The 25,743-nt window shown below is 59.7% G+C and carries 22 protein-coding genes, 1 tRNA gene and 1 pseudogene; 6 read left to right on the top strand and 18 right to left on the bottom strand.

All coding sequences use genetic code 11. From position 1 onward, the window contains the following. Positions 1-13: 13 nt before the first annotated feature. The 8 genes from ACLHZ1_RS00335 to ACLHZ1_RS00300 all read right to left on the bottom strand — a co-directional run bounded on the left by ACLHZ1_RS00335 (position 14) and on the right by ACLHZ1_RS00300 (position 9,085). Entirely contained in the window at positions 14-1,486 is a 1,473-nt protein-coding gene (locus tag ACLHZ1_RS00335; protein WP_427260483.1) for an SrfA family protein, read from the bottom strand. A gap of 65 nt (positions 1,487-1,551) precedes the next feature. Beyond that, on the bottom strand, positions 1,552-2,691 hold the full coding sequence (locus ACLHZ1_RS00330; RefSeq protein WP_427260482.1) for a hypothetical protein: 1,140 nt from the start codon (positions 2,689-2,691) through the stop codon (positions 1,552-1,554). Positions 2,692-2,788: 97 nt separating this feature from the next. Further along, positions 2,789-3,280 carry a hypothetical protein gene (locus ACLHZ1_RS00325; RefSeq protein WP_427260481.1) on the bottom strand — a complete coding sequence of 164 codons (492 nt, stop codon included), beginning with the start codon at positions 3,278-3,280 and terminating at the stop codon, positions 2,789-2,791. A 77-nt stretch (positions 3,281-3,357) separates the two neighbouring features. Next, a complete protein-coding gene (locus tag ACLHZ1_RS00320) occupies positions 3,358-4,080 on the bottom strand; it encodes a hypothetical protein (RefSeq protein WP_427260480.1) in 723 nt (240 codons plus the stop codon). A 364-nt stretch (positions 4,081-4,444) separates the two neighbouring features. Continuing rightward, the gene (gene araC / locus ACLHZ1_RS00315) at positions 4,445-5,356 is read right to left on the bottom strand and encodes an arabinose operon transcriptional regulator AraC (protein WP_427260479.1); all 912 of its coding nucleotides are present in this window, start codon (positions 5,354-5,356) and stop codon (positions 4,445-4,447) included. Positions 5,357-5,488: 132 nt separating this feature from the next. After that, positions 5,489-6,490 carry an L-arabinose ABC transporter permease AraH gene (araH, locus tag ACLHZ1_RS00310; protein ID WP_427260478.1) on the bottom strand — a complete coding sequence of 334 codons (1,002 nt, stop codon included), beginning with the start codon at positions 6,488-6,490 and terminating at the stop codon, positions 5,489-5,491. Between the two features lie 48 nt (positions 6,491-6,538). Next, positions 6,539-8,035 (bottom strand): L-arabinose ABC transporter ATP-binding protein AraG, encoded by a 1,497-nt coding sequence (gene araG / locus ACLHZ1_RS00305; RefSeq protein ID WP_427260477.1) that lies wholly within the window; start codon positions 8,033-8,035, stop codon positions 6,539-6,541. Positions 8,036-8,101: 66 nt separating this feature from the next. After that, complete coding sequence (locus tag ACLHZ1_RS00300) at positions 8,102-9,085, bottom strand: arabinose ABC transporter substrate-binding protein (protein WP_427260476.1); 984 nt, start codon at positions 9,083-9,085, stop codon at positions 8,102-8,104. Positions 9,086-9,445: 360 nt separating this feature from the next. Between ACLHZ1_RS00300 and ACLHZ1_RS00295 the strand changes: the two genes are divergently transcribed. From ACLHZ1_RS00295 to araA, 3 genes are read left to right on the top strand one after another with little or no spacing between them, the layout of a single operon-like run. Further along, positions 9,446-11,137, top strand: a complete 1,692-nt coding sequence (locus tag ACLHZ1_RS00295) for a ribulokinase (RefSeq protein WP_427260475.1) — start codon at positions 9,446-9,448, stop codon at positions 11,135-11,137. Then, complete coding sequence (locus tag ACLHZ1_RS00290) at positions 11,134-11,832, top strand: L-ribulose-5-phosphate 4-epimerase (protein WP_427260474.1); 699 nt, start codon at positions 11,134-11,136, stop codon at positions 11,830-11,832. Before ACLHZ1_RS00295 ends, ACLHZ1_RS00290 begins: the two co-directional genes overlap by 4 nt. A 14-nt stretch (positions 11,833-11,846) precedes the next feature. Further along, a complete protein-coding gene (gene araA / locus ACLHZ1_RS00285) occupies positions 11,847-13,346 on the top strand; it encodes an L-arabinose isomerase (RefSeq protein ID WP_427260473.1) in 1,500 nt (499 codons plus the stop codon). A gap of 497 nt (positions 13,347-13,843) precedes the next feature. Here the strand turns inward: araA and ACLHZ1_RS00280 are convergent, their stop codons facing one another. From ACLHZ1_RS00280 to nosR, 8 genes are all read right to left on the bottom strand, one after another. Continuing rightward, positions 13,844-14,161: a c-type cytochrome gene (locus ACLHZ1_RS00280; protein ID WP_427260472.1), complete on the bottom strand. Its 318-nt coding sequence runs from the start codon at positions 14,159-14,161 to the stop codon at positions 13,844-13,846. Between the two features lie 135 nt (positions 14,162-14,296). Next, entirely contained in the window at positions 14,297-14,446 is a 150-nt protein-coding gene (gene tatA, locus ACLHZ1_RS00275) for a twin-arginine translocase TatA/TatE family subunit (protein ID WP_427260471.1), read from the bottom strand. Between the two features lie 64 nt (positions 14,447-14,510). Further along, positions 14,511-15,017: a nitrous oxide reductase accessory protein NosL gene (locus ACLHZ1_RS00270; RefSeq protein ID WP_427260470.1), complete on the bottom strand. Its 507-nt coding sequence runs from the start codon at positions 15,015-15,017 to the stop codon at positions 14,511-14,513. A gap of 63 nt (positions 15,018-15,080) precedes the next feature. After that, complete coding sequence (locus tag ACLHZ1_RS00265; RefSeq protein WP_005324386.1) at positions 15,081-15,911, bottom strand: ABC transporter permease; 831 nt, start codon at positions 15,909-15,911, stop codon at positions 15,081-15,083. Continuing rightward, on the bottom strand, positions 15,908-16,834 hold the full coding sequence (locus tag ACLHZ1_RS00260; RefSeq protein WP_427260468.1) for an ABC transporter ATP-binding protein: 927 nt from the start codon (positions 16,832-16,834) through the stop codon (positions 15,908-15,910). The genes ACLHZ1_RS00265 and ACLHZ1_RS00260 overlap by 4 nt, the downstream gene beginning before the upstream one ends. After that, a complete protein-coding gene (locus ACLHZ1_RS00255) occupies positions 16,831-18,150 on the bottom strand; it encodes a nitrous oxide reductase family maturation protein NosD (protein ID WP_427260467.1) in 1,320 nt (439 codons plus the stop codon). Before ACLHZ1_RS00255 ends, ACLHZ1_RS00260 begins: the two co-directional genes overlap by 4 nt. Before the next feature lie 59 nt (positions 18,151-18,209). Next, a complete protein-coding gene (gene nosZ, locus ACLHZ1_RS00250; RefSeq protein ID WP_427260466.1) occupies positions 18,210-20,117 on the bottom strand; it encodes a TAT-dependent nitrous-oxide reductase in 1,908 nt (635 codons plus the stop codon). Between the two features lie 64 nt (positions 20,118-20,181). Then, positions 20,182-22,293, bottom strand: coding sequence for a transcriptional regulator NosR (nosR, locus tag ACLHZ1_RS00245; RefSeq protein WP_427260465.1), 2,112 nt, complete (start codon positions 22,291-22,293; stop codon positions 20,182-20,184). Between the two features lie 523 nt (positions 22,294-22,816). On the opposite strand from nosR, the pseudogene ACLHZ1_RS00240 reads away from it, so the two are divergent. Both ACLHZ1_RS00240 and ACLHZ1_RS00235 read left to right on the top strand, forming a co-directional pair. Next, a pseudogene (locus tag ACLHZ1_RS00240) lies at positions 22,817-23,031 on the top strand (transposase); the annotation flags it as partial. 17 nt (positions 23,032-23,048) lie between these two features. After that, on the top strand, positions 23,049-23,342 hold the full coding sequence (locus ACLHZ1_RS00235; protein ID WP_427260464.1) for a transposase: 294 nt from the start codon (positions 23,049-23,051) through the stop codon (positions 23,340-23,342). Between the two features lie 257 nt (positions 23,343-23,599). Here ACLHZ1_RS00235 and ACLHZ1_RS00230 read toward each other — a convergent pair. Beyond that, positions 23,600-23,687, bottom strand: a tRNA-Ser gene (locus ACLHZ1_RS00230). A 195-nt stretch (positions 23,688-23,882) separates the two neighbouring features. Between ACLHZ1_RS00230 and ACLHZ1_RS00225 the strand changes: the two genes are divergently transcribed. Further along, a complete protein-coding gene (locus tag ACLHZ1_RS00225) occupies positions 23,883-24,635 on the top strand; it encodes a DsbA family protein (protein ID WP_427260463.1) in 753 nt (250 codons plus the stop codon). Positions 24,636-24,699: 64 nt separating this feature from the next. On the opposite strand, the gene galE is transcribed toward ACLHZ1_RS00225, so the two are convergent. Continuing rightward, a complete protein-coding gene (galE, locus tag ACLHZ1_RS00220; protein ID WP_427260462.1) occupies positions 24,700-25,719 on the bottom strand; it encodes a UDP-glucose 4-epimerase GalE in 1,020 nt (339 codons plus the stop codon). Positions 25,720-25,743: the final 24 nt, after the last annotated feature.

Genomic DNA, 25,743 nt, shown 5'->3' with positions numbered 1-25,743 from the left:
TCTCTTCCTGCCCTTAGGGATTTGTCTGGCGCATCTTGATGGGGAACTGCTGTTCACCATCATTGCGGCCCATGCAGTCGGTACCATTGTCCGTTCCTGGCTGACATTCTATTTGCGGGATCATATAGCTGGATCCATCAGCGCACTCTGCCTGCCCCAGATTGTTAATACTCAATTGACCGTCCTTCATCACACCGCTTGCCGCCCCCTGACACACAACTCCATTGGACTGACGCAAGCTGACTTGGCCATTACCGTCTTTGAAGCTGTATTGCAATTGCAAAGGCTTACCGGTCTGGGTGTCCTGAATACCCCCATTAACTTTCCAGTCACCGTCTAAAAACTGGGCTGGCCCATTGGCAATGGCCGGTGGTATTGTCAGCTCCTTACCTTGGGGTGCCGGATCTTGCGGGGGGCCTTTGCTCGTCACTTCGCCAGCAGTGGGCGGACTCGTTGGCGGCGTGAGGTCAACGGCTGACTCGACTGGTATCGGTGTTTTCGGGGGATCTGCTGGCGTGGGAGCCTCACTGTCAGCCAAGGCGGCAGGAGGCAGCGTGACCGGATCGCCTGACGCTAAAGCGGAGCTAGCCGCAGATTTATCCTGCCCTGATGCCCGGCCAGGCACAGCAGCCTCCATATCAGTGCTCCCCCCAGCACCATTCACCACTGGCACCGCCTGCCCTGCGGAGGGAACAGCTGCCCTTCTCTCCCCGAGTTTCGGCAAACTCGTCGATGATACGACTGGCAGCGAGATACTGGGAGCACAAGCCCGTAGGCCAAACAGCAATAACACCAACAGCGCTAGCAGCAACAGCGGCCAGAGCAGCCAACGCCAGCGACACCATCTGCTCCCCGTCTGGATCGTCGGTGTAACCGGCTGGGCATACACGGGCATAGTCTGCGCAGAGCCTGTGGCTGGCGCAATCTCATGCGCAGGGATGGGGGGACTAACGGCCGTTCCTGGCATGGCTAAGTTCGAGCTTACGGGCCTTAGCCAGTGCATGGGGTCGTGCTGTTCTCCACTATCGTGCACAAATCCCCAGAAGGTGAGCACTAACACCCCATCCACCAGATAAACAAAATCCTGATCCGGAAAATGGATCACTTGTTTGAGTAGACTCGCAAAGACCCGTTTGTCGCCGCCATTGTACTTGTCATCAGTGGTAAGCAGCCGCTCGCTCAGTGCCAGCACCGCTAGCTTGAAGGACTCAAACTGCGAGTAAGCCGCTGCTCGCTCAGACTCAGTGGCACTGTTCCAAGGGATCACATCTCCCGCAAAACTACTGTACCAGTCTGTTCTATCTCCCCCCTGATCGTTTTGCGGGATAGCCAAATGACGCGCAAGATCGTGGCCCGTATCCAGGCGACGAATGGTCTCTCGTAATTGGGAGGCCATACGGTAGACAGGGAATCCGGTCTCACCGAGCGCCTTAAACGCGGAATTCTGACCACTGCGCAGTAATGGACCCTGAATGGAACCCTGCATCTGTAAACCCTCACAAAGTCTAATTATGCTGTTGCGAGATCGAACCTGCGTTGCAGCAGGGCAGCTCAACCTTTGCCCTTAACTGGGTGCCATTCAAGCCCCCACCCGAACGCCTGATCGATGCTCTCTCGACCGTCAAAATACTGGTTTATCCGTTCAACTTTGATGGTGCCATCAACATTGATTAACCTGGCGATGACACTAACTGGCCTATCTTCACCTCCTTCGGTCAGGCGAGTCGTAATGGATGGCTGACCGGGAATGTGGATGATGATGGTGGCCTGAGTACTTTGCCAATTGGAAGCACCGCTATAAATGAAGGCATAAATCAGTACCTCATCGAGCTGCTGCCAATGAGCGCCGTTAATAAGCAGCCACTCCCCATGACTGTTGTCCCCACTGCGATCATCTCTCTCCAACGCCACATAAGGCACGTTGTCATAATCACCAAACAGGCGACTGAGCGCTTCAACCCCGGTTTTTTTCTGATTTTTCAGTCGCACAAAAGCAGCGACATCCAGATCAATAGCGCTGTCTGGGCTAGAGTTGGTCCAATTGAGGTTGACCCGAATACGGCCAAAATCATGTTGCTTGGCCAAGCTGACGCTGGGCTGTTCCTTGGTCAACTCGGTCAGCAGCTCACTGCCAGATGGGAGATGTGATGGGAATAATGTGGGCCAGCAACGCAGCAGCAGGCACCCTAGTAGCAGTGCCAATAACATCGCAGCCAGATAGCCAAGATGCCTGACGGTAACCCAACGACCCTTGCTACGCCTCGGGGCGGGCTCTTCTAGCCGAATTGGCTCAGCAGGTTGCCGCGGGATCCCCCAGTGAACCAACACCGGCTCGCCATTGATGCCGTAGTATGCTAATTGTGGCGTCTGCTTTAGCAAGGTATGCAATCGCTCGGCAAGAGCTGACTCACCACGACGAACCAGCTCCTCTGCCAGTTGACGGATCGCCTCTTGGCGAAACTGACATTTCTCCAGCAGCATGGTTTGTTCTGTTGCAGGGAGCGCATTCAGAGGTATGGGTTGCCCTTCACGCTCGCTCCACCACTCCAGATTACCATCACGGTTACGACGCGCCGTCGCAAACAGGCTGGTAATGAGGGGAGGAAAATAACGACGAAGCACAGCAAGGCTCTGCTCATAATTCTCGAGCGTTTGTTCGTCAATCGGGATACCCGATATAATTCGCTGCATAAAGAGACGTCATTTCCAGGAGGCAGCTAGAGAGTGCTAGCAATCACTAGCCCGCCAAGCCATATTAATTCAGTAATCCAGGTTGAATAATTCAGGTCTAGTAACCCAGGCTCTGATTTAGTTCTTTAACCTTAGCTTCGAGGATTTCGGCTTCTTCTTGTTTAGCTGCAACTTGAGCAGCATTATCATTTGAGGAAGGAGTGAACTGCTGTTCGGCTTGTGCCAGCTCTGCGATCTGCTGCTGTAAACCGGCTTGGTTACTCCCTTTAAGTTTCAACTGGGAAACCAATTGGCTCAATGAGGCTTTCAGTGCCTGCTGATCAGCCTGCTCTTGTGCCAGAGTCGTGTTTGAACGCTGCTTACGGGTTTCCATGTCGGTCAATATCTGATGCGACAGTGCATTGAGTTCCTGATTTCGTTGCAGCTGTTGCTCTTGATCGTTTACCTTTTGGCGATATCCTCCAGAGGAATCACAACTCATTTTGGTAAGTAGACTAGCGCTACGGTTAGCAGGATCACAATCAGCAGGAGTGGTGACACAACCAGTTAATACCAGCAAGCAACTCAGATAGACGGTTCTAAACTTCATGACGTTTTCCTGCCAATACCCCGATAAAACCGGGATATTGACGATTCTCTTAACGGTAATGATGCGGTGGTTGATAATCAACCAACAGTGATGGCGCTGCGCTGGTCATAGAGGCTATTAACCTCTTTTTCCAATACGGCAATCTGCTTGTTCAGCTCAAGCACTTTGGTATTAACCATCGCCAACTCTGTCTCTGTTGCCTCACTCTGCTCACTTTTAGCAACTTGCTGGTATTCGGCAGCCTTCTTGCGCATATTGGATAACTCTTTCTTGAGCTGAGCCAAATCAGCATCGACTTTGCCGAGCTGGTGCTGTGCTATCGCCTTGTCAAAACCCGCTTTGTCTTTATCCTGAGAAATCTTTGTCAACGTATTACTATTATCAGCAATTACCTGTCTCGCCGTATTAGTGCGGGAAACCACGATCTCAGTGTCTTTTTGGATATCGTTGTTCATCGCCTGCAAGCGTTCTGTGGTGTTGGCATATTCGGCACGACGACTATCAAAATAGTAGTTAGCTCCCATAGCCACACCACATGCCGCGATGCCCGCTTTTATAGCGCACTGAGTTTTTTCTTCTGACTTCAACAACATACACGCTGCAACGCCAAGGCCTGCGGCAGCAGCACACGCCTGAAATCCAGATGTACTAAAAAATTCAGCCTCTTGACCATGTGTTAGTCTTGGATCTGTTGCCGTTTGGCTTCCTGCCATCGAGCTACCAGTGCTGGCACAACCAGATAGGAAAAGGCTGGTGGAAACCACCAAACAAATACTTGCGCGTTTAAGTGTGAATTTCATGTTCAAAAAATCCCTGAATTGTACAAAAAAAATTCATTCGATGCCGCTAACAATCAGCGCTAACTCCGTTTGGCACCAGACTCTATAGGCACTTTATACTACAGAGGTCTGCTTTCCAAAACATCTCGATTCAATTTTGATAAACGAAAGACCTGAGCACTCTCAAATTCCTATTTAAATACGACTAAACCGGGTCGGGGTCGGCGAGATCCGGACTCTGCGCCGGGCCGATATTTGGCTGCGACTGGCGCCATCAGATCGCCATGTTGACGGGCACGCCCCGTCGTCGGGATCCTCCTGGTGGCAGGAAACATTGCCGGCACTCACCCCTGTTGGGGCTTCCCCCGCTCGCGGGTCCCGGCTATCAGAGCGGCGTGGCGCATTTGCGATACTCGGTGGGGCTGACCCCGACCCGCTTTCGGAACACCCGCGAGAAGTAGAGCTGATCGTCATAGCCCACCTGCTGGCCTATGGTGGCCACCGACATGGGGGTGGTCTGCAGCAGCAGCTTGGCCCGCATGATGCGCTGATCCTCGCGCCAGCGCACTATGCTCACCCCCACCTGCTCGCGGAACAGGTGGGCGAGGCGTGAGGGGGACAAGAACACCTGCTCCGCCAGCGCCTCCACCGAGATCTCGGCCGAGAGGGACTCGCTCAGGATCTGGCACGCCTGGTGAACCCTGTGATCGATGGCGGGATAGTCGTCCTGGGAGGAGGCCTCGTAGCAGCGGATGAGCAGCCGCTCCAGCAGGTTCATGGCGAGCTGCTCCGACATGGGGCGCAGCTGCTGGTGGGTCTCCTCGATGTCGAGGAAGAGGGCATCAAATTCGGCGAGCAGCTGGCCGTCCGCCAGTTGCAGTCGTCCCACCTGCTCCGTCACCTGGGGCCACTTGAGCCAATCGGCCCAATAGGCCCGCGGCCGGAAATAGACCCAGCGGTGATACCATTCCCGGGCATACGGCGCCCGGCCGTAATAATGCACGGCCGCGGGCGGGAACAGCAGCAGGTCGCCGGGCTCCACGGTGAAGGCCTTGTCCCCCTGAAAGATCTGCCCCTTGCCCTTGATGGTCAGATTGACGATGAAGCCCTTCATGCCCTGGGGCCGGTCTATGGTGAAATCCAGCGCGCTCCCCTGCTCTATGGGGGTCATGCCCGAGACCAGAAAGACGTCGAAGGCGTAACCCGGCAACAGGGGATTGAGTTGTTTCGACTTCTCTTTTTGCATCGAGGACATGGCGGAAAACAGCGCTTGGGTAAAAAAGTCGGCTTGGGCCATTGTAGAGATCCGGCGTGGAAACAACCTATTTTCGCAAGTGGCCTGATGTGAATTTATTGAACTGGCTCACAGCTTGCTCGAAGAAGGCACCAGACCAGCGCGGGCCGATCGGGTGCCTGAGGGAACAATCGCTCAGACGCGCGCCTTGCGCACCTGCTTGTAGCGGTCGAACAAGACGGCGGCGAGCAGGATGAGGCCGCGCACCACGTACTGGGCGAAGGGGGAGATGTTGAGCAGGTTCATGGCGTTCTCCATCAGCCCCAGGATCAGCACCCCGGCGATGATGTAGGAGATCTTGCCGATGCCTCCCTTCATGGAGACCCCACCCAGCACGCAGGCGGAGATGACCACCAGCTCGAAGCCGATGGAGGTCATGGGCTGGCCCGAGGTCATGCGGGACGCCAGTATGATGCCCGCGAGGGAAGCGATCAGCCCCGTCATGGTGAAGATGATGATCTTGGTGCGCACCACGTTGACCCCGGCCAGACGCGCCGCCTCCTCGTTGCCCCCCATGGCCAGGGTGTTGCGACCGAAGGTGGTCTTGTTGAGCAGCAGGCCAAACAGCACGAAGCAGACCGCCGTCAGCCAGATGGGGGTCGGGATGCCGAGCAGGGCTGAGTTGCCGAGCTCGAAGAAGCCCTCCTCCACTATGCCGACCGCCTTGCCGTCGGAGATGATGTAGCCCACCCCGCGCGCCATCTGCATGGTGGCGAGGGTGGTGATGAGGGCGTTGATCTTGAATTTGGCCACCACTATGCCGTTGATGAGGCCAAACAGCACCCCCACCGACATGCCGGCCAGGATGCCGACCGTGATGCTCTCGGTAGCGTTGATGCCCACGGCGCAGGCGACGCCGGAGCAGGCCACTACGGAGCCCACCGACATGTCGAACTCGCCTGAGGCGAGGCAGAACAGCATGCCGCAGGCCACCATGCCCGACATGGAGACGGCCAGACCCAGGCCCCGCATGTTGATCAGGCTGGCGAAGTTGGGCACCAGCACGCAGGCCAGCAGGAACAGGATGGCGAAGATCACCAGCATGCCGTATTGATCCCAGATGCGGGCCAGTTGCAGGCGGGTGCCGCTCGCCGTGGCGGCGCTGGCGGCCTGACCGACTGAGGTAGTTGTTGTCATGGTTATTCTCCTGAAAATTCCGGGTGCTATCTCGTTGCAGTCAGCGGGTCAACGGGCCGGCATGGCCAGATTGAGCGCCTTGACCTCGTCGGCCTCGTCGTGGGAAAGCTCGCCCGCGATCTCCCCCTCCCGCATGACCAGGATCCGATCCGCGATGCCCAGCACCTCCGGCAGCTCGCTTGAGACCACCACCACGGCGATGCCCACCTTGGCCAGATCGTAAATCACGTTGTAAATCTCGTTCTTCGCCCCGACGTCTATGCCCCGGGTCGGCTCGTCGAGCAGGATCACCTTCATGTCTTCGGAGAGCCAGCGCCCCAGAATGGCCTTCTGCTGGTTGCCGCCGGAGAGGTTCATGATGGCCTGATGGGGAGACGGGGTCTTGACCCCCATGTCTCGGATCCTGAGCCTCGCGTTTTCGTCCTCCCACTGCTGGTTTATCCAGAACCCCCCCCACGCCTTGTGGCGGCGGGCGCTGATGTTGATGTTCTCCTGCACCGAGTGGATGGGGATGATGCCGAGGGCCTTGCGGTCTTCGGTGCAGAGCATGATGCCGCTGCGAATGGCGTCGATGGGGCTCTGAATGACCACAGATTTGCCAAACACAGCAATCTCACCGCCTCGGGGCTGCTCGGCGCCGAAGATAAGCTTCATCAGCTCGCTGCGCCCGGCCCCCACCAGCCCGAAGATGCCGAGGATCTCCCCGCGCCTGACCTCGAGCGACACCGGCGCCTTGAGGCCGCGTCCCATCAGGCTCTCTACCTTGAGGCCCACCTCGCCGAGTGCCCTCGGGCTGTAGCCATAGATGTCGGTCAGCTCCCGACCCACCATGGTCTTGACCAGCAGGTCCCGGTCCACCTCGGCCATGGAGGCGAAGGTGCGCACGAACTGGCCATCCTTGAAGACGGTGATGGCATCGCACAGGGCGAAGATCTCGTCCATCCGATGGGAGACGTAGAGAATGACCTTGCCTTCGTCCCGCAACTGGCGAATGACCCGAAACAGCTGATCTATCTCGCGCGACGACAGGCTGCTGGTCGGCTCGTCGAAGGCGATGACGCTGGCATCCCGGGTCAGGGCCTTGGCGATCTCCACCATCTGCCATTGACCCAGGGACAGGTACTTGAGCGGCGTCTCAGGCGACACATCCATGCCGAGGCGCGCCAGCTGTTTCGCCGCATCCTGGTAGAGCTTCTCCCGATCGATGACGCCGCGCCGGGTCGGCAGCTGACCGAGGTAGATGTTCTCGGCCACGCTCATCTCGGGCACCAGATGCAGCTCCTGATAGATGATGGCGATCCCGCTCTCCAGGGCGTCGACCGTGTCTTGAAACACCTTCTCCTGACCGGCCAGCTTCACCACCCCGCGGGTGGGCGCCTGAAAGCCGCTCAGGATCTTGAGCAGGGTGGATTTGCCCGCGCCGTTCTCCCCCATCAGCGCGTGCACCGAGCCCTGCTGGCAGGAGAAGGAGACGTTCTGCAGCGCCTTGACACCGGGGAACTCCTTGCTGATGCCGCAAAACTCCAGATATGGAACTTGATTCATGAGATGACTCCAGCCAGCCGGCACGGCGCACTCCGCCATGCCGGCATGGGTATCAGGGGTTGGCGATCACAGCCCTTTCTTCTGCAGCTCGGCCTTGAAGTTGTCGCGGGTGATGAGCACCACGTCGGTCACCTCGGTGAACTTGGCAGGCTCGGCGCCGTTGACGACCCAGTCATGGAGCATCTGGATGCTCTTGTAGCCGTGCACGTCCGGGCTTGGCAGCAGGGAGCCGAGGAAGCCGGTGGCGCTGGACTTGGAGAGCTCGTTCACCGCATCCACCCCGTTGATGCCGATGCCGATGACGTTCTCGGCCTTGAAGCCCTGCCCTTCGGTGGCGCGCACGCCGCCGAGCACAGTGTTGTCATTCATGCCGACAATGAGCCAGTTTTTGACCTCGGGGTGTTGCACCAGCATGGAGTTGGCGGCGTCCAGCGCCCCCGGAATGTCGTTGGCCTTGGTGGGGGAGCGATAGATCTGGCCTTCGGGGAAGCCGGCTGCCTTGAGCGCGCCCAGGGAGCCCTCGACCCGGCGACGGGCGGTATCGAGCTCGTCGGCGGTGATGGCGAGCACGGCTGTCGTTTTCACGTCCCACTGGCGTTTTTGCATCTCCTGGTAGAGCTCCTGGCCCTGACGCTCGCCAATCTTGGTGGCGGCCATCATCACCAGGGGCACCTGCTCCATGGGCTGGCCCTTGGCATTGACGAACTGGTCATCCACTGTGATCACCTTCAGACCCATGCTGTTGGCCTTGGCCATGATGGCGGACCCAAGCTTGGGATCGGGGGTGCAGATGACGAAGCCCTTGGCGCCATTGGCCGCCAGGCTGTCGATGGCATTGAGGGTCTTCTCCCCATCGGGCACGGCTATCTTGATCACCTCGAAGCCCAGATCCTTGCCCGCCTTGTCGGCGAAGTTCCACTCGGTCTGGAACCAGGGCTCTTCGGGCTGCTTGACCAGGTAGCCGAGCTTGAGCGCCTCGGCCGCCAAAGCAGAATTTGCCATACCAAGGGCAAACCCCATTGCGATCATGCCTTTAACGATTTTGTTCATGCGAGTGTCTCCAACGGTGCTATCAATCCATGTATCCACGCAGAGCTGTTCGTCGAGTCAATCAAGTCACAGCCATATAAAAACATGCTTAAACAGGATGTTATTGTTGTTGCTGGTTGAGCGAACCAAGTTGTAATCGTTTTCACATGGAAAAATGGAGAGCAGGATCACGCCATGAGATTGCAGCCATTTCGTCTATATAATTAGCAATTCTGTTACATGTTGAATTTTCGAGAGCCGTCACCCTCTCGCACTGACAGCGTTAAAGTCCATATTTCCAGCAGCCAATGGCTAACCGCCCCTCCCGCCCATCTCCTATGGTTCCCCTCAGTCACCCCTCATTGATGGTCAGGAGCACTTATGTCTGAGCACCTCAGATCCGACCCCATAGTCATCGGACTCGATTTCGGCAGCGACTCGGTCAGGGCACTCGCCGTGCGCTGCCAGGACGGCGCCGAGCTGGCGACCCATGTCGTCTATTACCCCCGCTGGCAGGCCGGCCACTACTGCCAGCCGGTCAACAACCAGTTCCGCCACCACCCCCTCGACTACATCGAATCCATGGAGCAGGCAGTGGTGGCTGTGGTGAGTCAGCTCACCCCAACCCAGCGAACCGCCGTGCGCGGCATCGGGGTGGACAGCACAGGCTCCACCCCGGCCCCCATCGATGAGGAAGGGCGAGTGCTGGCCCTGCGCCCGGAATTTGCCGACAACCCCAACGCCATGTTCGTGCTGTGGAAGGATCACAGTGCCATCGAGGAGGCAGAGGCCATCACGGCCCTGTGCCACGGCGGCCAGTTCCCCGACTACAGCCGCTACATAGGCGGTGTCTACTCCTCGGAGTGGTTCTGGGCCAAGATACTGCACGTCTCCCGAGCCGATGCCGCGGTGCGCGCCGCCGCCTGCAACTGGGTCGAGCTGTGTGACTGGGTGCCCGCCATACTGAGCGGCACCCAGGCCCCGGGCACCCTCAAGCGCGGGCGCTGCGCCGCCGGCCACAAGTCCCTCTGGCACCCGAGCTGGGGCGGCCTGCCATCCACCGATTTTCTCAACGCCCTGGATCCGCTGCTGACCGAAGATCTCGACTTCCCCCTCTTTACCGACAGCTGGACCGCCGATCTCCCGGTCGGCACCCTGACCCCGGAGTGGGCCGAACGCCTGCACCTCTCCTGCGAGGTGGTGATAGCGGGGGGCGCCTTCGATTGCCACATGGGGGCGGTGGGGGCCGGGGCCGGCAACAATGCCCTGGTCAAGGTGATAGGCACCTCCACCTGCGACATCCTGATCGCGGACGAGGCCACCATAGGCGAGCGTGCCATTGCCGGGATCTGCGGCCAGGTGGACGGCAGCGTGGTGCCGGGGATGGTGGGGCTGGAGGCGGGACAATCGGCGTTCGGCGACATCTATGCCTGGTATCAGCGCCAGCTCGGCTGGCCCCTGGACAGCCTCGCCGCCCAGTATCCGGAGCTGCGCACCGCCATCGAAGCCCACAAGCGGGAGCTGCTGCCAAGCCTCGCCACCGCCTGGGAGCAGCAGCGCGATCTCGCCCACCTGCCTGTGGTGCTCGACTGGTTCAACGGTCGGCGCACCCCTTATGCCAACCAGCGCCTGCAGGGCACCCTCACGGGGATCAACCTCGGCACCGATGCGCCCGACTTGTTCGGCGCCCTGGTCGCCTCCACCGCCTTCGGGGCCCGCAGCATCATGGAGTGCATGACGAGCCAGCAGGTGCCGGTGGAGCAGGTGATTGCGCTGGGCGGCATCGCCCGCAAATCAACGACCGTGATGCAGACCTGCGCCGACGTGATGAACAGGCCCATCCAGGTGGTGGCCTCGGATCAGTGCTGCGCCCTGGGGGCGGCCATCTTCGCCGCCGTGGCGGCCGGGATCCATCCCGATGTGGCCGAGGCCCAGCGCCATATGGCGAGCGCCGTGGAGCGCACCCATCAGCCACACCCCGAGCGGGTCGCCGAGTATGAACGCCTCTACCAGCGCTACCTCGCCTGGGGCGCCGCCGCCGAGCCCCTCTACAACCGGGGGGTACCGGCATGAGCCTCAACACCCTCAAGGAGCAGGTGCTCGCCGCCAACCTGGATCTGCCGCGCCATGGTCTGGTGACCTTCACCTGGGGCAACGTGAGCGGCATAGACCGGGAACAAGGTCTGGTGGTGATAAAACCGAGCGGCGTCAGCTACGAGCGGATGCGGGTCGAGGACATGGTGGTGCTGGATCTGGCGGGCAAGCAGGTAGAGGGGGACCTTCGTCCCTCCTCCGACACCGCCACCCACCTGGTGCTCTATCGCGCCTATCCCGAGCTTGGCGGCGTGGTGCATACCCACTCCACCCATGCCACCGCCTGGGCCCAGGCGGGGCGCGCCATCCCCATTTTCGGCACCACCCAGGCCGACTACTTCCACGGCGAGATCCCTTGCTCCCGCCTGCTCACCCCGGGAGAAGTGGAGGAGGACTACGAGGGGCTGACCGGTCATCTCATCGTCGAAACTCTCAAGCAGACCCCCATCCTCACCATGCCGGGGGTGCTGGTGGCCAACCACGGCCCCTTCAGCTGGGGCAAGGATGCGGATGATGCGGTGCACAACGCCGTGGTGCTGGAAGAGGTGGCCCGCATGGCCTGGCTCACCGGCCAGATCAACCCCGCAGCCAGCCCCCTGCCCGATTACCTGCTGGAGAAGCACTACCAGCGCAAGCATGGCAAACACGCCTATTACGGCCAGACAAAAGCCTAAAAGAGGACAAACTCATGGAATTGATGAAACAGCTGGAAGTGTGGTTCCTGGTCGGCAGCCAGCACCTGTATGGCGCCACCACCTTGAAGCAGGTGGCCGATCACGCCCACACCATCGCCAGCCAGCTCAACGAGGGGGCGAATCTGCCCCTCAAGATAGTGCTCAAGCCCACAGGCACCACCCTCGATGAGATAAGCGCGGTGGCCCGGGATGCCAACCACGACGAGCGCTGCGTGGGGCTCATGGTGTGGATGCACACCTTCTCCCCCGCCAAGATGTGGATCCCGGCCCTGAGTCAGCTGCAAAAACCCCTGCTGCAATTTCACACCCAGTTCAACCGGGATCTCCCGTGGAGCGAGATCGACATGGACTTCATGAACCTGAACCAGACCGCCCACGGCGGGCGCGAGTTCGGCTTCATGGGAGCCCGGCTGCGGCTACCCCGCACAGTGGTGGTGGGCCACTGGCAGGATGAGGAAGCCAGGCAGAAGATCGGCAACTGGATGCGCATCGCCGCCGCCATCCACGACAGCCGCCACCTCAAGATCGCCCGCTTTGGCGACAACATGCGCAACGTGGCGGTCACCGAGGGCGACAAGATAGAGGCCCAGATCCAGTTCGGCTATCAGGTGAACTACCACCCGGTCGGGGATCTGGTGAAGGTGATCGACGCCGTGCCTGACAGCGACATCGAGGCGCTGCTGGCCGAATATGAGCAGACCTACACCCTGACCGAGGCGGTGCAGGCGGGCGGGCCGCTTCGCGCCTCCCTCTATGAGGCGGCGCGCCAGGAGCTGGGGATGAAGAAATTCCTCACCGACGGCGGCTTTGGCGCCTTTACTACCACCTTCGAGGATCTCCACGGCCTGCACCAGCTGCCGGGGCTAGCCTGCCAGCGCCTGATGCAGCAAGGTTTTGGCTTTGGGGCCGAAGGGGACTGGAAGACGGCGGCTCTGCTGCGCACCCTCAAGGTGATGGGGGCAGGCCTGCCGGGCGGCGCCTCCTTCATGGAGGACTACACCTACCACCTGGAGGCGGGCAACAACCTGGTGCTGGGAGCCCACATGCTGGAAGTCTGCCCCTCCATCGCCGCAGGCAAACCCGTGCTGGACGCCCAGCACCTGGGGATTGGCAAGAAGGCCGATCCGGCCCGCCTGCTGTTCGCGGCCCCGGCGGGCAAGGCGGTCAACGCCAGCCTCATCGACATGGGCAATCGCTTCCGGCTGGTGGTCAATAAGCTGGAAGTGGTGGACTTGCCAGAATCCATGCCGAAACTCCCGGTGGCCAGCGCCCTGTGGCAACCCATGCCCGACCTGCAGACCAGCGCCGAGGCCTGGATCCTGGCGGGCGCCGCCCACCACTCGGTGTTCACCCAGGCGGTAGATATCGAGCAACTGCGCACCTTCGCCGACATCCTGGGCATAGAGTGCGTGGTGATTGACGAGCACACCCGCATCCCCGCGCTCAAGGAGACCCTGCGCTGGAACGAGGTGTATTACAAGCTGTGCCGCTGATTGCCCGGCAAGGGTGCTGGCGGTTTCAACGGCCGGCATTGCCGAGCCGCGCTATCCCCCATGGGGTAACCTGAGCGCAGGCCCGGGTCACCCCCATCAAGCTGACACAGGGACTGCTTCGCCAGTCCCTGTGTCATTGATGCTTTCGCAGGAGGATCGGATGAATGCCATGGCGCAGCCCCCACCACAGTCGCCGGCTATCGGCCACCAGGGAGCTGAACGGGATGGGTCATCGCTGGCATGGCAGGTGGCGCATCACAAACCGCAGAGACGAAAAGTCAAAGCGAGTCAATCAGTTGGGCTATGCAGGCTGTGATCTGTCTAGGCAAGTCGGGGCGATTCAGGGGTCGGTTGGCCAACCTGACTGAACTCCCGGAACAACTGGCCAAACGACACCGGCACCACAACGTGCCCGATACCATCATCAGCATTCAACTGAGGTATCGCCAATCACCCCAGCATTCACACCAGGCTTCAGCGCGAGTCCAAGCGGCTTGTTATTTTTTATGGCTGAGCACCCATTCGGCCAAGGTCTGGGCCTCCTCTTCCGTGACGGCGTTGGCCGGCATGGGCACGGCCCCCCAGACACCCTGGGTACCATTCTTGATGCGGCCAGCCAACAGGGTGGCCGCGTCTGCCTGTCCGGCATACTTGGCGGCGACCTCCTTGAGTGAGGGGCCGACCAGCTTGGCATCCACCATGTGGCAACCCACGCAAGGCTTGCTCTTGAATAACGTCTCGCCGTCAGTTGCCATGGCCGGTTGCAGACAAACAGCAGCCCCCAGGGCAAGCAGTGAAAACACGTTTCTTTTCATATTGGTATTTCCTTATGTTGATGGAGGCAGCAATGCCCCGCTTGGTATCCGGCCACTCGCATCCCGCACTCCGTCATGCTGGCGGCCGACGCGACCAAGGGCTGCGGAGATTGGGTGCAACCGGATGATGTTTTCTTACTGGCTCTCTTTATCGCCCAGCATGTTACGAAATCCCCGCACGGCCTTGCCCAGATCAGAACCGATGCCACCCAGGCGTCCGGTGCCAAACAACACGATGACAATGGCGAGAATAATCAAGAGCTTCCAAACGCTGATCCCCATCATGGGAGCATCCTCCTGCGATGTAATGAGTGATAAGGGATGAATAAATGTGGTCGGTGCCAACCTATCAATGGGTCGCCGGGCTGCCGTGCGGTTCAACCGGATGGGGCTGGGGGCCTGGTTGCAGCAAGGCAAGATCTATCTGCTCGAACCGCACCAGCCTGCCGCCCTGGCTGGTTGCAAACCTTTCGGCATCCTCCTCGCGGGCGAATGAGGCCAGTGCAGCCCCCATGGCCCCCTTCAGGTTGGCGCCGACGACATAGAAGGCCTGTCGGGCATCGATGAGGGCATCATCATCCGGTTTTTCCCAGGTCGAGCGTGCCATGTCATGCACATACAGGGTGACATCTTGTTCCCGGTTCTCCGGTTGCAGCCACCAGCCAAACATCTCGGCCGTAGAGCAGAATTTCATCGCACCCTGTTTAGCCACCGCCTCGCCCTTGGGGCCGGGAAAGCCGGTGATCGCCATGCCGCAGATGTGACACTCGTCGCCGGAGTGAAAGGCGACGGGATCATAAACGTGCGGGTTCGAGCCGACATCGTTGCAACCGGCCAGCGCCAGCAGCAGGGCCATCAGGCTGCCTTTAAGACAAAAACTATTTGAATTCAGCATATTACTATCCTTGTTATACCCGGCTCAGACCGAGCGACGACGAAACACGGCATAAGCCAGCCACAGCGACACGCCGACCCACAACAACAGGCAGAACCCAAGCATGTCGGTAGAAAAGGGCAATTCGCTCCCGAGGGAGAGCACCCCCAAGCCGCCACTCTCCCCTTCGAAGCCGGAGAGGTTGATCAGCCGATAGATATCGGCCGGATTGAGCAATAGCAGCCAGGGCAGGAGGGTGGCGCTGAAATGGCCCTCGCTCAGCACCAGCAGTGCCAGCAACAGCAGATCAAACACCAGCACGAACAGGAACCAGACACCCAGCGCCAACCCGGCGGCACGGGACTTCTCGCTGACCTTGCTGCTCAGTACATAGGCCATGGCGAGGAAGACCCAGCCCAGCAGGGTGGATGACACCATGAAACGGCCGAACGCCCAGACCAGGGTGGAGAGGGAGATATCCTCCACCAGTACGGCAATGGCCAGGGCGGCGCAGCCAAAACCGAGCAGGGTCGCCAGTGCCAGGATCAGGCCGTGACCGACAAACTTGCCCATCAGGATTTGGCCGTGGCCGAGGGGGTAGGTCAGCAGCAGCATCAGAGTGCCACTCTCCTCCTCGCCAACAATGGCGTCATAGGCCAGCAGCAAGGCGATGAGGGGCATCAGGAAGGTCGCAAGGCTCGCCAGACTGGCGATGGTGGCGGGAATGGAGGTAAATCCCAGCTGGCCGGAGGCGGCAGCGCCGAGCCAGGCAATGCCGACCGCCAGCACCGCAAACAGCAGGCTGATGGCCAGTAGCCAGCGGTTGCGCAGACCATCGCTGAACTCCTTGCGGGCAATGTTCCAGACCTGATTCATGGCCGTACCTCCTTCCGGTTCGCCTGATCGGCTCGCGCCATGTAGTGGCAATAGAGATCTTCCAGCGAAGGTTGATGCACCTCTATGTCACCGGGCTCGCATTCCCCCAATAACTCGCGCAGCAACGCCAGCTTGTGGCCGTTGTGCACCACCACTTCCACGCTCTGTGCATCGAGCAAGCGAGTCTGGTGGCCCGCCTCCCGCCAGCGGTCCATCCAATGGTTGCCATCCTCCAATCCGTGGATGCGCATCCGCACCGGCAAGCCAGTGTCGGCGCGCAACTGGGCGAGATCACCCACGGCTTGCAAGCGGCCACCGGCCAGAATGGCGACGCGATTGAGGTGGGCCTCCACCCCGGCAAGCGCGTGGGAGCAGAGGATGATGCTGGTGCCCCCCTGGCGCAGGCGATCGATCAGCTGATAGAGCTCTTGGGTGGCGATGGGATCCAGCCCCACCGTGGGTTCATCGAGCAACAGCAGACGCGGCTCGCCAAGCAGTGCCTGGGCCAGACCGAGCCGCTGGCGCATCCCCTTGGAGTAAGTCTTCACCCGGCGCGCCGCCGCATGGCTGAGCCCGACCTGGTCCAGCAACGCCACCACCTGCTGGGAGGGCGCGCCCCGCAGACGGGCAAAATGGGTGAGGGTCTCCCGCCCCGTGAGCTGTGGATAAAAGGTTACGTTTTCCGGCAGATAACCGAGCTGACGGCGCACGTTGAGATCCTGTGGCCGGCCGCCGAGTACCTGCACCCGCCCTTCACTCGGGCTCAACAGGCCGAGGATCAGCTTCATGCTGGTAGTCTTGCCCGCACCGTTATGGCCGAACAGCCCCAGCACCTCACCTTCCTGCAGGCTCAGGTTCACGTCCTGCAATATGGTCATGCCACCGATGCGCTGGTGTACGCCCTGAATGTCGACCGCGTTCATGAAGGGTTCTCCTGTGGATGAGGGGCGATGGCGGGAGGCTGCATCAGCGGGTAGCTATCCTGCACGCCGGGAGATTTGATGATGGGGAAGGCGCGCTGGGCCCAGCGCAACACCTCGATGCCGGGGCTGTTCATCAGCAGTCGGACCTGTGGATAGCGCCAGAGCAGCCTGTCCACGTTGTCGTTCGGTTCGTAGGCCACCTCTCCCAACCCGTCGTTGTTACGGTCCCAGCCCAGATAATCGCTCCAGTAGTTGCCGCGGCCCGCCACCGACCACTCCTGCCGCCGGGAGGCGACATATTTGACCTGTTGCCGATTGTTAATAAAGGCGTTGTCGCTGATGAGGTTGTCTTCCGAACCCGCAGTGAGATGGATCCCCAGCGCACTGCGCTCGAAACGGTTGTGCTCGATGCGGTTGAAGAGCGAGTTGTAGATGAACAACGCCTTGCCCTCGGAACCGGAGATCATGCCTTCGCCCGCGCCCCCGTCACGAACCTCAGTGACCAGATTGTCCCTGAGGGTGGAGTAGGTGATGTAGTTCATCAAGATCCCGTAGTTTTGATCCTGCTCGGAACGGTTGCCGATCACAGTCAACTTGCGACTCTGCATGAGCGCATAACCGGTGCGGGTGCGGCGGGTCAGGTTGCCGATCACCCGGTTGTCGTTGGAAAACATGTAATGAATGCCGTAGCGCAGATCTTCCAGCTGATTGCCTTCGAGGCTGTTGCCGTTGGAGGTGTCGATATAGATGCCGTCACGGGCGTGGCGTACCCGATTACCGATGACCCGCGCCCCGTGCACGGCATAGAGATGAATGCCATTGCCACGATCCTGCGAACGCAGTCGCAGCTCTCCCTCGATCACGTTATCCAGCAGGCTGACGTTGCTCGTGCCATCCACCCAGATCCCGCTGGCCGGCCCTTGCATCCGATTGGCCTGCACCTTGGCGTGACTGGCTTCCCGCTGGATGAAGACAGCGGCATTGAGCTTGGTGAGGTTGCTACCCCAGTTGGTCAGAGTGCAGCCCTGCACCGTCACGTTCGGCGCCGCGATGGTGAGGGCATTGCCCTCCCCTTCAGCATTGAGCACCGCCCCCGCCTCGCAACGGAGCACCAGGGATTCGTCAATACGGAACTGCCCCCGATACTCTCCGGCAGGCAGACGCCAACGCGCCTCTCCATCGGGTTGCAAGGGCAGGGAACGAATGGCTTGAGGTGCCGCAAAGGCCGCACCAATGCAGCAACACCCCAGCACCAACAGCGCAACAGTGCTCCGGGCCTGCCTTGGCAAGGCCGGTAATACCGATAGAGGGTTCATGTCCTGGATCCTGGATATTCGGGTGGTGTCGATGCCATCGGCACCACCCGACACTATGGTTAGGCTGGCTCGACCAGCATGCGACCAACCATTTCCATGTGGAGTGCATGACAGAACCAACTGCAATAGTACCAATGCAGGCCCGGCTTATCGGCGGTGAAGGTGATGGAGGACGTCTGCTGCGGGCTGATCTCCATGCTGGCGCCATGGTTGACCATGACGAAACCGTGGCTGACATCCTCGATCTGATCGATGTTGGTAATCACCACGGTGACTTCATCCCCCTGCTTGACCTTGAACTCGGTGATCCCATAGGCCGGGGCCATCGAGGTCATGTAGACCCGCACCTTGTTGCCATCACGGATCACCTTGTTATCGGTCTCCAGCTTGACGCCGTCTTTTGCCGCCATCGCTACGGTGGGTGCGAAGAAAGGATCCTTGCGATCCCACAGCTTGCGGGTCTTGATCTGATCCCGGCGGGCCAGGATGCAGTCGTGGGGCTCGGCGAAAGTGGGACCATCATGCACCAGCTTCATCTCCTCACCGGAGATGTCGATCAGCTGATCGTTTTCCGGGTGGAGCGGGCCGGTAGGCAGGAAACGATCCTTGGAGAACTTGCACAGCGCCACCAACCATTTGCCATCGGCTTCGCTGGTTTCCGTCAGGGACGCATGCAGGTGGCCGGGTTGATACTGCACATCGAGTTTCTGTCTGATGTAGTCGACCTTCTCGCCCTGATAGGCACGCACCGCGTCGGCCATGTTCCATTTCACCACCTGGCTGTCGATGAACAGCGTGGTATAGGCATTGCCGCGACCATCGAAGGTGGTGTGCAACGGACCCAGACCCAGCTCAGGCTCGGCCGCGATCACCTCGCGCGGATCCTTGAGCTTGCCCGCGAACAGATCGTCGAGCTTGGCGATTTCGATCATGCTCACGGTCGGTGACAACTTGCCGTTGGCGATGAAGTACTTGCCGTCGGACGAGGTGTTGCAACCGTGGGGATTCTTTGGCACCGGGATGTAGCGAGTCAGTTCGGAGCCTTCCCGCCCGTCAACCACCGGCACCTTGGCGTCACCCAGCGTCACGAACTTGCCGGCCTTGATGGCCGCCTCGATACGCGGGATGTTGAATACCACCACCCAGTCACGCTCGTTGCGCATCATGCCGCCCAGATCGTAGGCCTTCTCCGAGTTGTAGCAGGTAGACGCCGCATAGGTGCCGGTGTAGTCCGCATCGGTGTTATCCAGGTTGCCATCGACAATCACCTGGAAGGCCATCTCCATCTTCTCCGCATCGATGACGTTGAACAGGGTGTAGCTGTTTTTATCCTGCAGATCGAAGGTGGTGCCGTCGTTGGGATGGGGAATGACGAACTCGGCGTTGGCAAACACGTACTTGGTGTACGGCACCTTCTGCAGGCGCAGACCGTGAATGGCCTGAACGTTGGGCACCGTCAGCATCTTGTCGCACTTCATGATGTCCAGCCGGATGCGGGCCACCCGGCTATTGGCCTTGTCGTTGATGAACAGGTACTTGCCGTCGTATTTGCCGTCGGTCATGGAGATGTGGGGATGGTGACAATCACCGTTCAGGAACTTGACGCTTTCGCCCATGATGTGGCGGCTTTCATTGGTCAGCCCCCAGCCGGTGGCGGAATCGACGTTGAACACTGGAATACGCATCAATTCACGCATGGAGGGGATGCCCAGGACCCGCACCTCGCCCTGATGACCACCACTCCAGAAGCCGTAGTAGTCATCCAGATCCCCTGGCGCGACATGAATGTTCTGCTTGGCCTCGGAAACGGCCGCGGCCCAGCTCTCCCGGCTCATCACCGCGCCACCAAAGGCCGTGGTGGCCAGCGCGGCCCCCGTCAGGGCGCCTGCCCCCTTGAAGAAGCTGCGACGACTGAGGCCGCCTTGATTCAACGCCTGCTCGGCATTCTCAGGATACTTATCACTCATAAACCGACTCCTTTATCGTTTTTGACGGGGCGAACGGACTCGCCTCACGAGGGTTATTGATTGTTCAGGTTTCAATTGAGGTGACAGGTATCCGTTCAATACCAACCTGTCCTTGGCCGCCACGTTTGGCCTGCTTGTTTTTCATCACTAACGGCAGGCACTTGCGCTCATTGTGATAAGTCATCTGACAATCGAGGCAATAGTGGCATTCGTTGGCGTTGATCCGCCCATCCGGGTGGATGGCCTGGATCTCGCATTCCTTGGCACAGAGCTGGCAGGGGCTGCCGCACTCCTTGCGCCGCTTGAGCCAGTCGAACTGGCGCAGCTTGGTGGGGATCGCCAGCGCAGCCCCCAGCGGGCAGATGTAACGACAGTAGACCTTGCGGGTGAAGAGGTTGATCACCAGCAGGAGCGCGGCGTACAACACGAACCACCATTGACGATCGAACCCGAGGATGATGGCCGTCTTGAAGGGTTCCACTTCGGCGGCCTGTTCGGCCATCTGCATCGACTCCAGCGAGATGCCGAAAAGTACCAGCAGGATGATGTACTTGATGGCCCAAAGCCGTTCGTGCACCGCAAAGGGAAGTTCGAACTGGCGGACCTTCAGTTTTCGCGCCGCCTCATTGATCAGCTCCTGCAACGCGCCAAACGGGCAGAGCCAGCCACAGAACACGCCACGGCCCCAGAGCAGAATGGTGGCGGCGGTGAAGGTCCAGAGGATGAAGAGGACGGGATCGGTGAGGAACAGCTCCCAGCGAAAATCCTGGAACAGCGCATGGACAAAGGTCAGCACATTGACCACCGAGAGCTGTCCCAGCGCATACCAGCCGATGTAGGTCACGGTGAACAACAGGTATCCACGGCGCAGCCAGTGCAGAAAATGGGGCCGCCGGGTGAACCTGTCCTGGAAGAACAGGATGGTGGTGAGCAGCAGCAGCGCAAGCCCGATGATGCCGATCTGCACGCTCTTCTGGTACCAGATCTTCACCCACAGCGGTCGCGCGGCCTCTTCGGCCGCGGCCAGCTCCTCGGCACTCGGCAAGGGGCGTGTCAGATAGGATTCGGGCAACTGGTAAGCAAGCTCAAAACTGCTGAAGACCCCCTTGACCGGCCCGGTCTGGCGGCGCACCAGCAATTCCAGGCTCCAGGGCGAGCCGGGATCAAATGCCGCATGGGCACGGATGGTAAAGATCGCCATCTCGTCAAACTCAGGCATCCCCTCCGCATAGACATCGTCGAGGCGCTGGAAATCCGAGTCACGGAAACTGATGGTGTCGCCAAACTGGCGCAGTTGCACCCGGTCGAAGATGCCGCCACGCACATAACCCGACCCCTTGAAGGAGTATTCCCCCCTGCCCAGCACGGCGACGGCCTGCTCGCCGGGTTGGAGCGTCTGCATCAGCATCTGGAACTGTTTGTCCCCCAGCAGATTGCGACCTATGGAGGGGGGATTCAGGTGCGCGACGTAGAGATCGATGAAGGTATCGTCAACCTGCTCGGCCGTGGCAGTGCCGACGTCTTGCGCCTCGGTCCCTTTGAACGCCGCATCGACCTGACCACGGGTCAGATGCAACCGGCGGATGGCACCGTTGCCGGTGAGCGTCGCCCAGTTTCCGGGCTCATAGCGATCGGTGCGCACCATGGCAGGCTTGGGTTTCGCACCGATCTTCTCTTCGACCAGACCCAGTGACAGCGCCACCTTGTGCGCAGCGTGCATGACGATTTCGTTGACTACCATGGCGGTGACCGTCGCCCCGGTGATGGCATCAATCGTGACCGCATCCGGATCGCTAGAGTGGCCGACCACCACCCGTTGATTCACACCGACGCCTGCGTATCTGGCATTAAAATCATGCAGCTTCGCTTCCGGAATACCAATCAGCAGGATGGGTTCATGGTGCTCGAGCACATAGGCATCGACGATCACCCCCTTGGGGTCGAGCAATATCTGCATGTTGATGGGCTTGCCCGAGTAGGCGGGAACATTCACGACATCGATGGTCTGGAAGGCATAGCCTATCGGTTTGCCCTCTTTGCTCAGGGTGCGCACCTGATAGGGACCGGCGGCCTTGGAGATAACGACGCCCGGAAAAAACTGCTCGATGCGAGTCTGCTCAACGGGATAGGTTTTCGCTAGCAGGCCCGTGCTGAAGAGGCTCAGCAGCAAGGCCATCGACAGCAATCCCCAGAAACGGTGTGACAAGCACAATGGATAAGGTTCTGACCGCATCATCGACTTCATATGCCTGCTTCCCGCAATAATATGAGTAGAACACCACCTGGGATTGCATCCCTAATCGCTCCGCCGAGTGCAGGGTGGCAACTAATGATGACCATTTAAATCTCATGGTTAGTGCAGGTCAACCTAAATAGTCAAATGAATTACCCATTTTAAATCGCCATCACACTTACGTCCGATCCATCCCTAGATCGGCAACTGAATAACCCCTCCTTTCCTCGCCTCCCAAGAGCCTCACACCGAGGTTCTTCAGGAGATGTTATGAGCAAGCAGCCACCTGACACGGAAGCATTCAATGAATCGCCCCTACTTTCCTAGGCACCTCAAGAGCCTCAAACTGAGGTCATTCAGGAGGTGTTATGAACAAGCAGCAACGTTACACGGAAGCATTCAATGAATCGCCCCTACTGTCCTAGGCACCTCAAGAGCCTCAAACTGAGGTCATTCAGGAGGTGTTATGAGCAAGCAGCCACCTGACACGGAAGCATTCAGACTGGTCGCCGTCAAACAAGTGACTGAGCACCATTACCCAGTAGCAGAGGTCGCCAAGCGGCTCGCTGTTTTCAGCCGCACTATTTACGCTTGGATCAAACGCGACAGCATGACTCCAGCCAGCAAGCCGAAATCCGACACCTCAAGGCCGAACTACGCCGCGTCATCGATGAGCGAGATCACCACAGTCAACGGCCATGACTCGACAACATTTGAGCCCCAATCGAACACAACCCCTGCGTCACAAGGCAAAAGGGAACGGCCAGGATGCCTGGCATAACAAGCTACACGCAGACAAGGGATATGACTGTCGGCGTTGCCGTGATTATCTGCGGCAATGTGGTATCAAAGTGCACATTGCCCGGCGAGGGATCGATTGCAATGAACGATTGGGTTGCCATCGCTGGATCGTAGAGCGAACTCATGGCTGGCTGGCAGGCGTTGGCAAGCTACGTATTCCTTTCAAACGACAGCTAGATATGCCTTGTTGACGCTAGCTTGTGCCGTTCTATACCTACGCTTTGTTAAGCTGTTTTGTTAGCGGCTCTTAGGTGACCGAAAAAAATAGCAAGAGAGGGCCAACGGCCCTCTCTTGCGTTGAATAAATTGAAGGGGAAATAACGATAACCTGTCCAAAGAAGCACTATCGAGGTGCATCGCAACCGACAGCAAATGGCATACCTGGTGGCATACCAGAAATTGCAGATACAAAAAAGCCCAACCGAATCAATCAGTTGGGCTATATAGATGGCGGAGGAGGTGGGATTTGAACCCACGGATGGTCGCCCATCGCCGGTTTTCAAGACCGGTGCATTCAGCCGCTCTGCCACCCCTCCGCAGCAGTGCGACGCATATTACCCATGCCCCCCTGCCTTGTAAATCCCCCGACCGACTGTTTGCTGCTTTATTGGGCTATCTGGCGCACATGTCAGACAAAAAGGCTATAAAGTGCGCTTTTTCAAGCGGATGGCTTGACTTGACTCATGAGTAAATCACTATAAGCGGCACTGTCACCCTGTCGGAAAGATGAAATGAAGACGATCAAGCATGCCCTGTTCTGCGCCCTGGCCGGCGCCGCCCTGTTCGTGACCCCCGCCCAGGCCAGCGAGCTCACCAAGTCCGACGTCGAGCAGATAGTGCGTGACTATCTGGTCAAGAACCCGGAGATCCTGGTCGAGATGTCCAATGCCCTGCGCGCCAAGCAGGAGGGCCAGCAGGCCGAGAACGACAAGGCGATGATCAAGGCCCATGGCAAGGAGCTCTTCGCCGCCAAGGATCCCGAGGCGGGCAATCCCAAGGGCAAGCTGACCCTGGTCGAGTTCTTCGACTACAACTGCGGTTACTGCAAGCGGGCCCACCCCCTCATTCAGCAGCTGCTGGCCGCTGACAAGGACATTCGCTACATCTACAAGCAGTTTCCCATCCTGAGCCAGAGCTCCGCCTATGCCGCCCGCGCCGCCCTGGCGGTGCAGCTGAGCCAGCCGGAGAAGTATCAGGCGTTTCATGATGCCCTCTACGCCCACCAGGGTCCCCTGGCCGACGAAGCCCAGATCAAGCAGATTGCCGAGGGCGCCGGTGTGAACTGGAGCAAGGCCGAGGCCAGGTTCAAGGATGCCAGCATCGACAAGGCCCTGGGCACCAACCGGGCGCTGGCCGAGGCCATGGGTATCTCAGGTACCCCGGCCTTCATCATTGGCGACCAGATCCTGCGTGGGGCCCCCCGCGACATGGCCAGCCTGACCGGCGCCATCGAGGACGTGCGCGCCGGCAGGGCCATCCAGTAAGCCCCCCCTGGCCCACATGAAAAAGCCCCGGCATCGCTGCCGGGGCTTTTTTTCAGGGACGGACTCAGGATAGCGCCGGGTAGCCGTTCGGGTTTTCCCTCTGCCAGCGCCAGGTGTCGATCATCATCTGCTCCAGACCGCGCTCGGCCTGCCAGCCCAGCTCGTCCCGGGCCAGGGTAGGCTCGGCCCAGCACTCGGCGATGTCGCCGGGGCGACGAGGCTTGATCTGATAGGGAATGGGGCGACCGCTGGCCGCCTCGAACGCCTTGACCATCTCCAGCACGGAGTAACCCTGGCCTGTGCCCAGGTTGTAGGTGAAGACCCCGGTGTCGTGCTCGATGCGGGCCAGCGCCTTGAGATGGCCGATGGCGAGATCCACCACGTGGATGTAGTCGCGCACCCCAGTGCCGTCCGGGGTCGGGTAGTCGTTGCCAAAGACCCCCAGCTCCTTGAGCTTGCCGACGCCGACCTGGCTGATATAGGGCAGCAGGTTGTTGGGAATGCCGTTGGGATCTTCGCCGATGAGGCCACTCTCGTGGGCGCCGACCGGGTTGAAGTAGCGCAGCAGCACGATGGCCCAGCGGGGATCTGACTTGGCCAGATCCCGCAGTATCTCTTCGACCATCAGCTTGGAGCGGCCATAAGGGTTGGTGGCGCCAGTGGGAAAATCTTCCCGCAGGGGCACAGAGGCGGGATCCCCATAGACGGTGGCCGAGGAGCTGAACACCAGGCGGAACACCCCGGCCCTGGCCATCTCCTCGCACAACACCAGGGTGCCGGTCACGTTGTTCTGGTAGTAGGTGAGCGGGATCTGGCTGGACTCCCCCACCGCCTTGAGGCCGGCGAAGTGGATCACGGAGCCAATCTTGTGGGCGGCGAACAGCCGTTGCAGGCACGCCCTGTCCAGGATGTCGCCCTCGACGAAGGTGACCGCCTTGCCGGTGATCCGCTCGACCCGTTTGAGGGACTCGGGGGAGGCGTTGGAGAGGTTGTCCAGCACCACCACCTGCTCCCCTTCGTTTAACAGCTCAACCAGGGTGTGAGAGCCGATGTAACCGGCGCCACCCGTGACCAGTATTGTCATTTTTTATCCCGTGTTCTGGTGAAA

The sequence above is a fragment of the Aeromonas sobria genome (assembly GCF_050266975.1).
Lineage (GTDB): Bacteria > Pseudomonadota > Gammaproteobacteria > Enterobacterales > Aeromonadaceae > Aeromonas > Aeromonas sobria_B.
The sequence above is the reverse complement of the archived record's forward strand: the minus strand, read 5'-3'. Positions and strand labels throughout refer to the sequence as shown.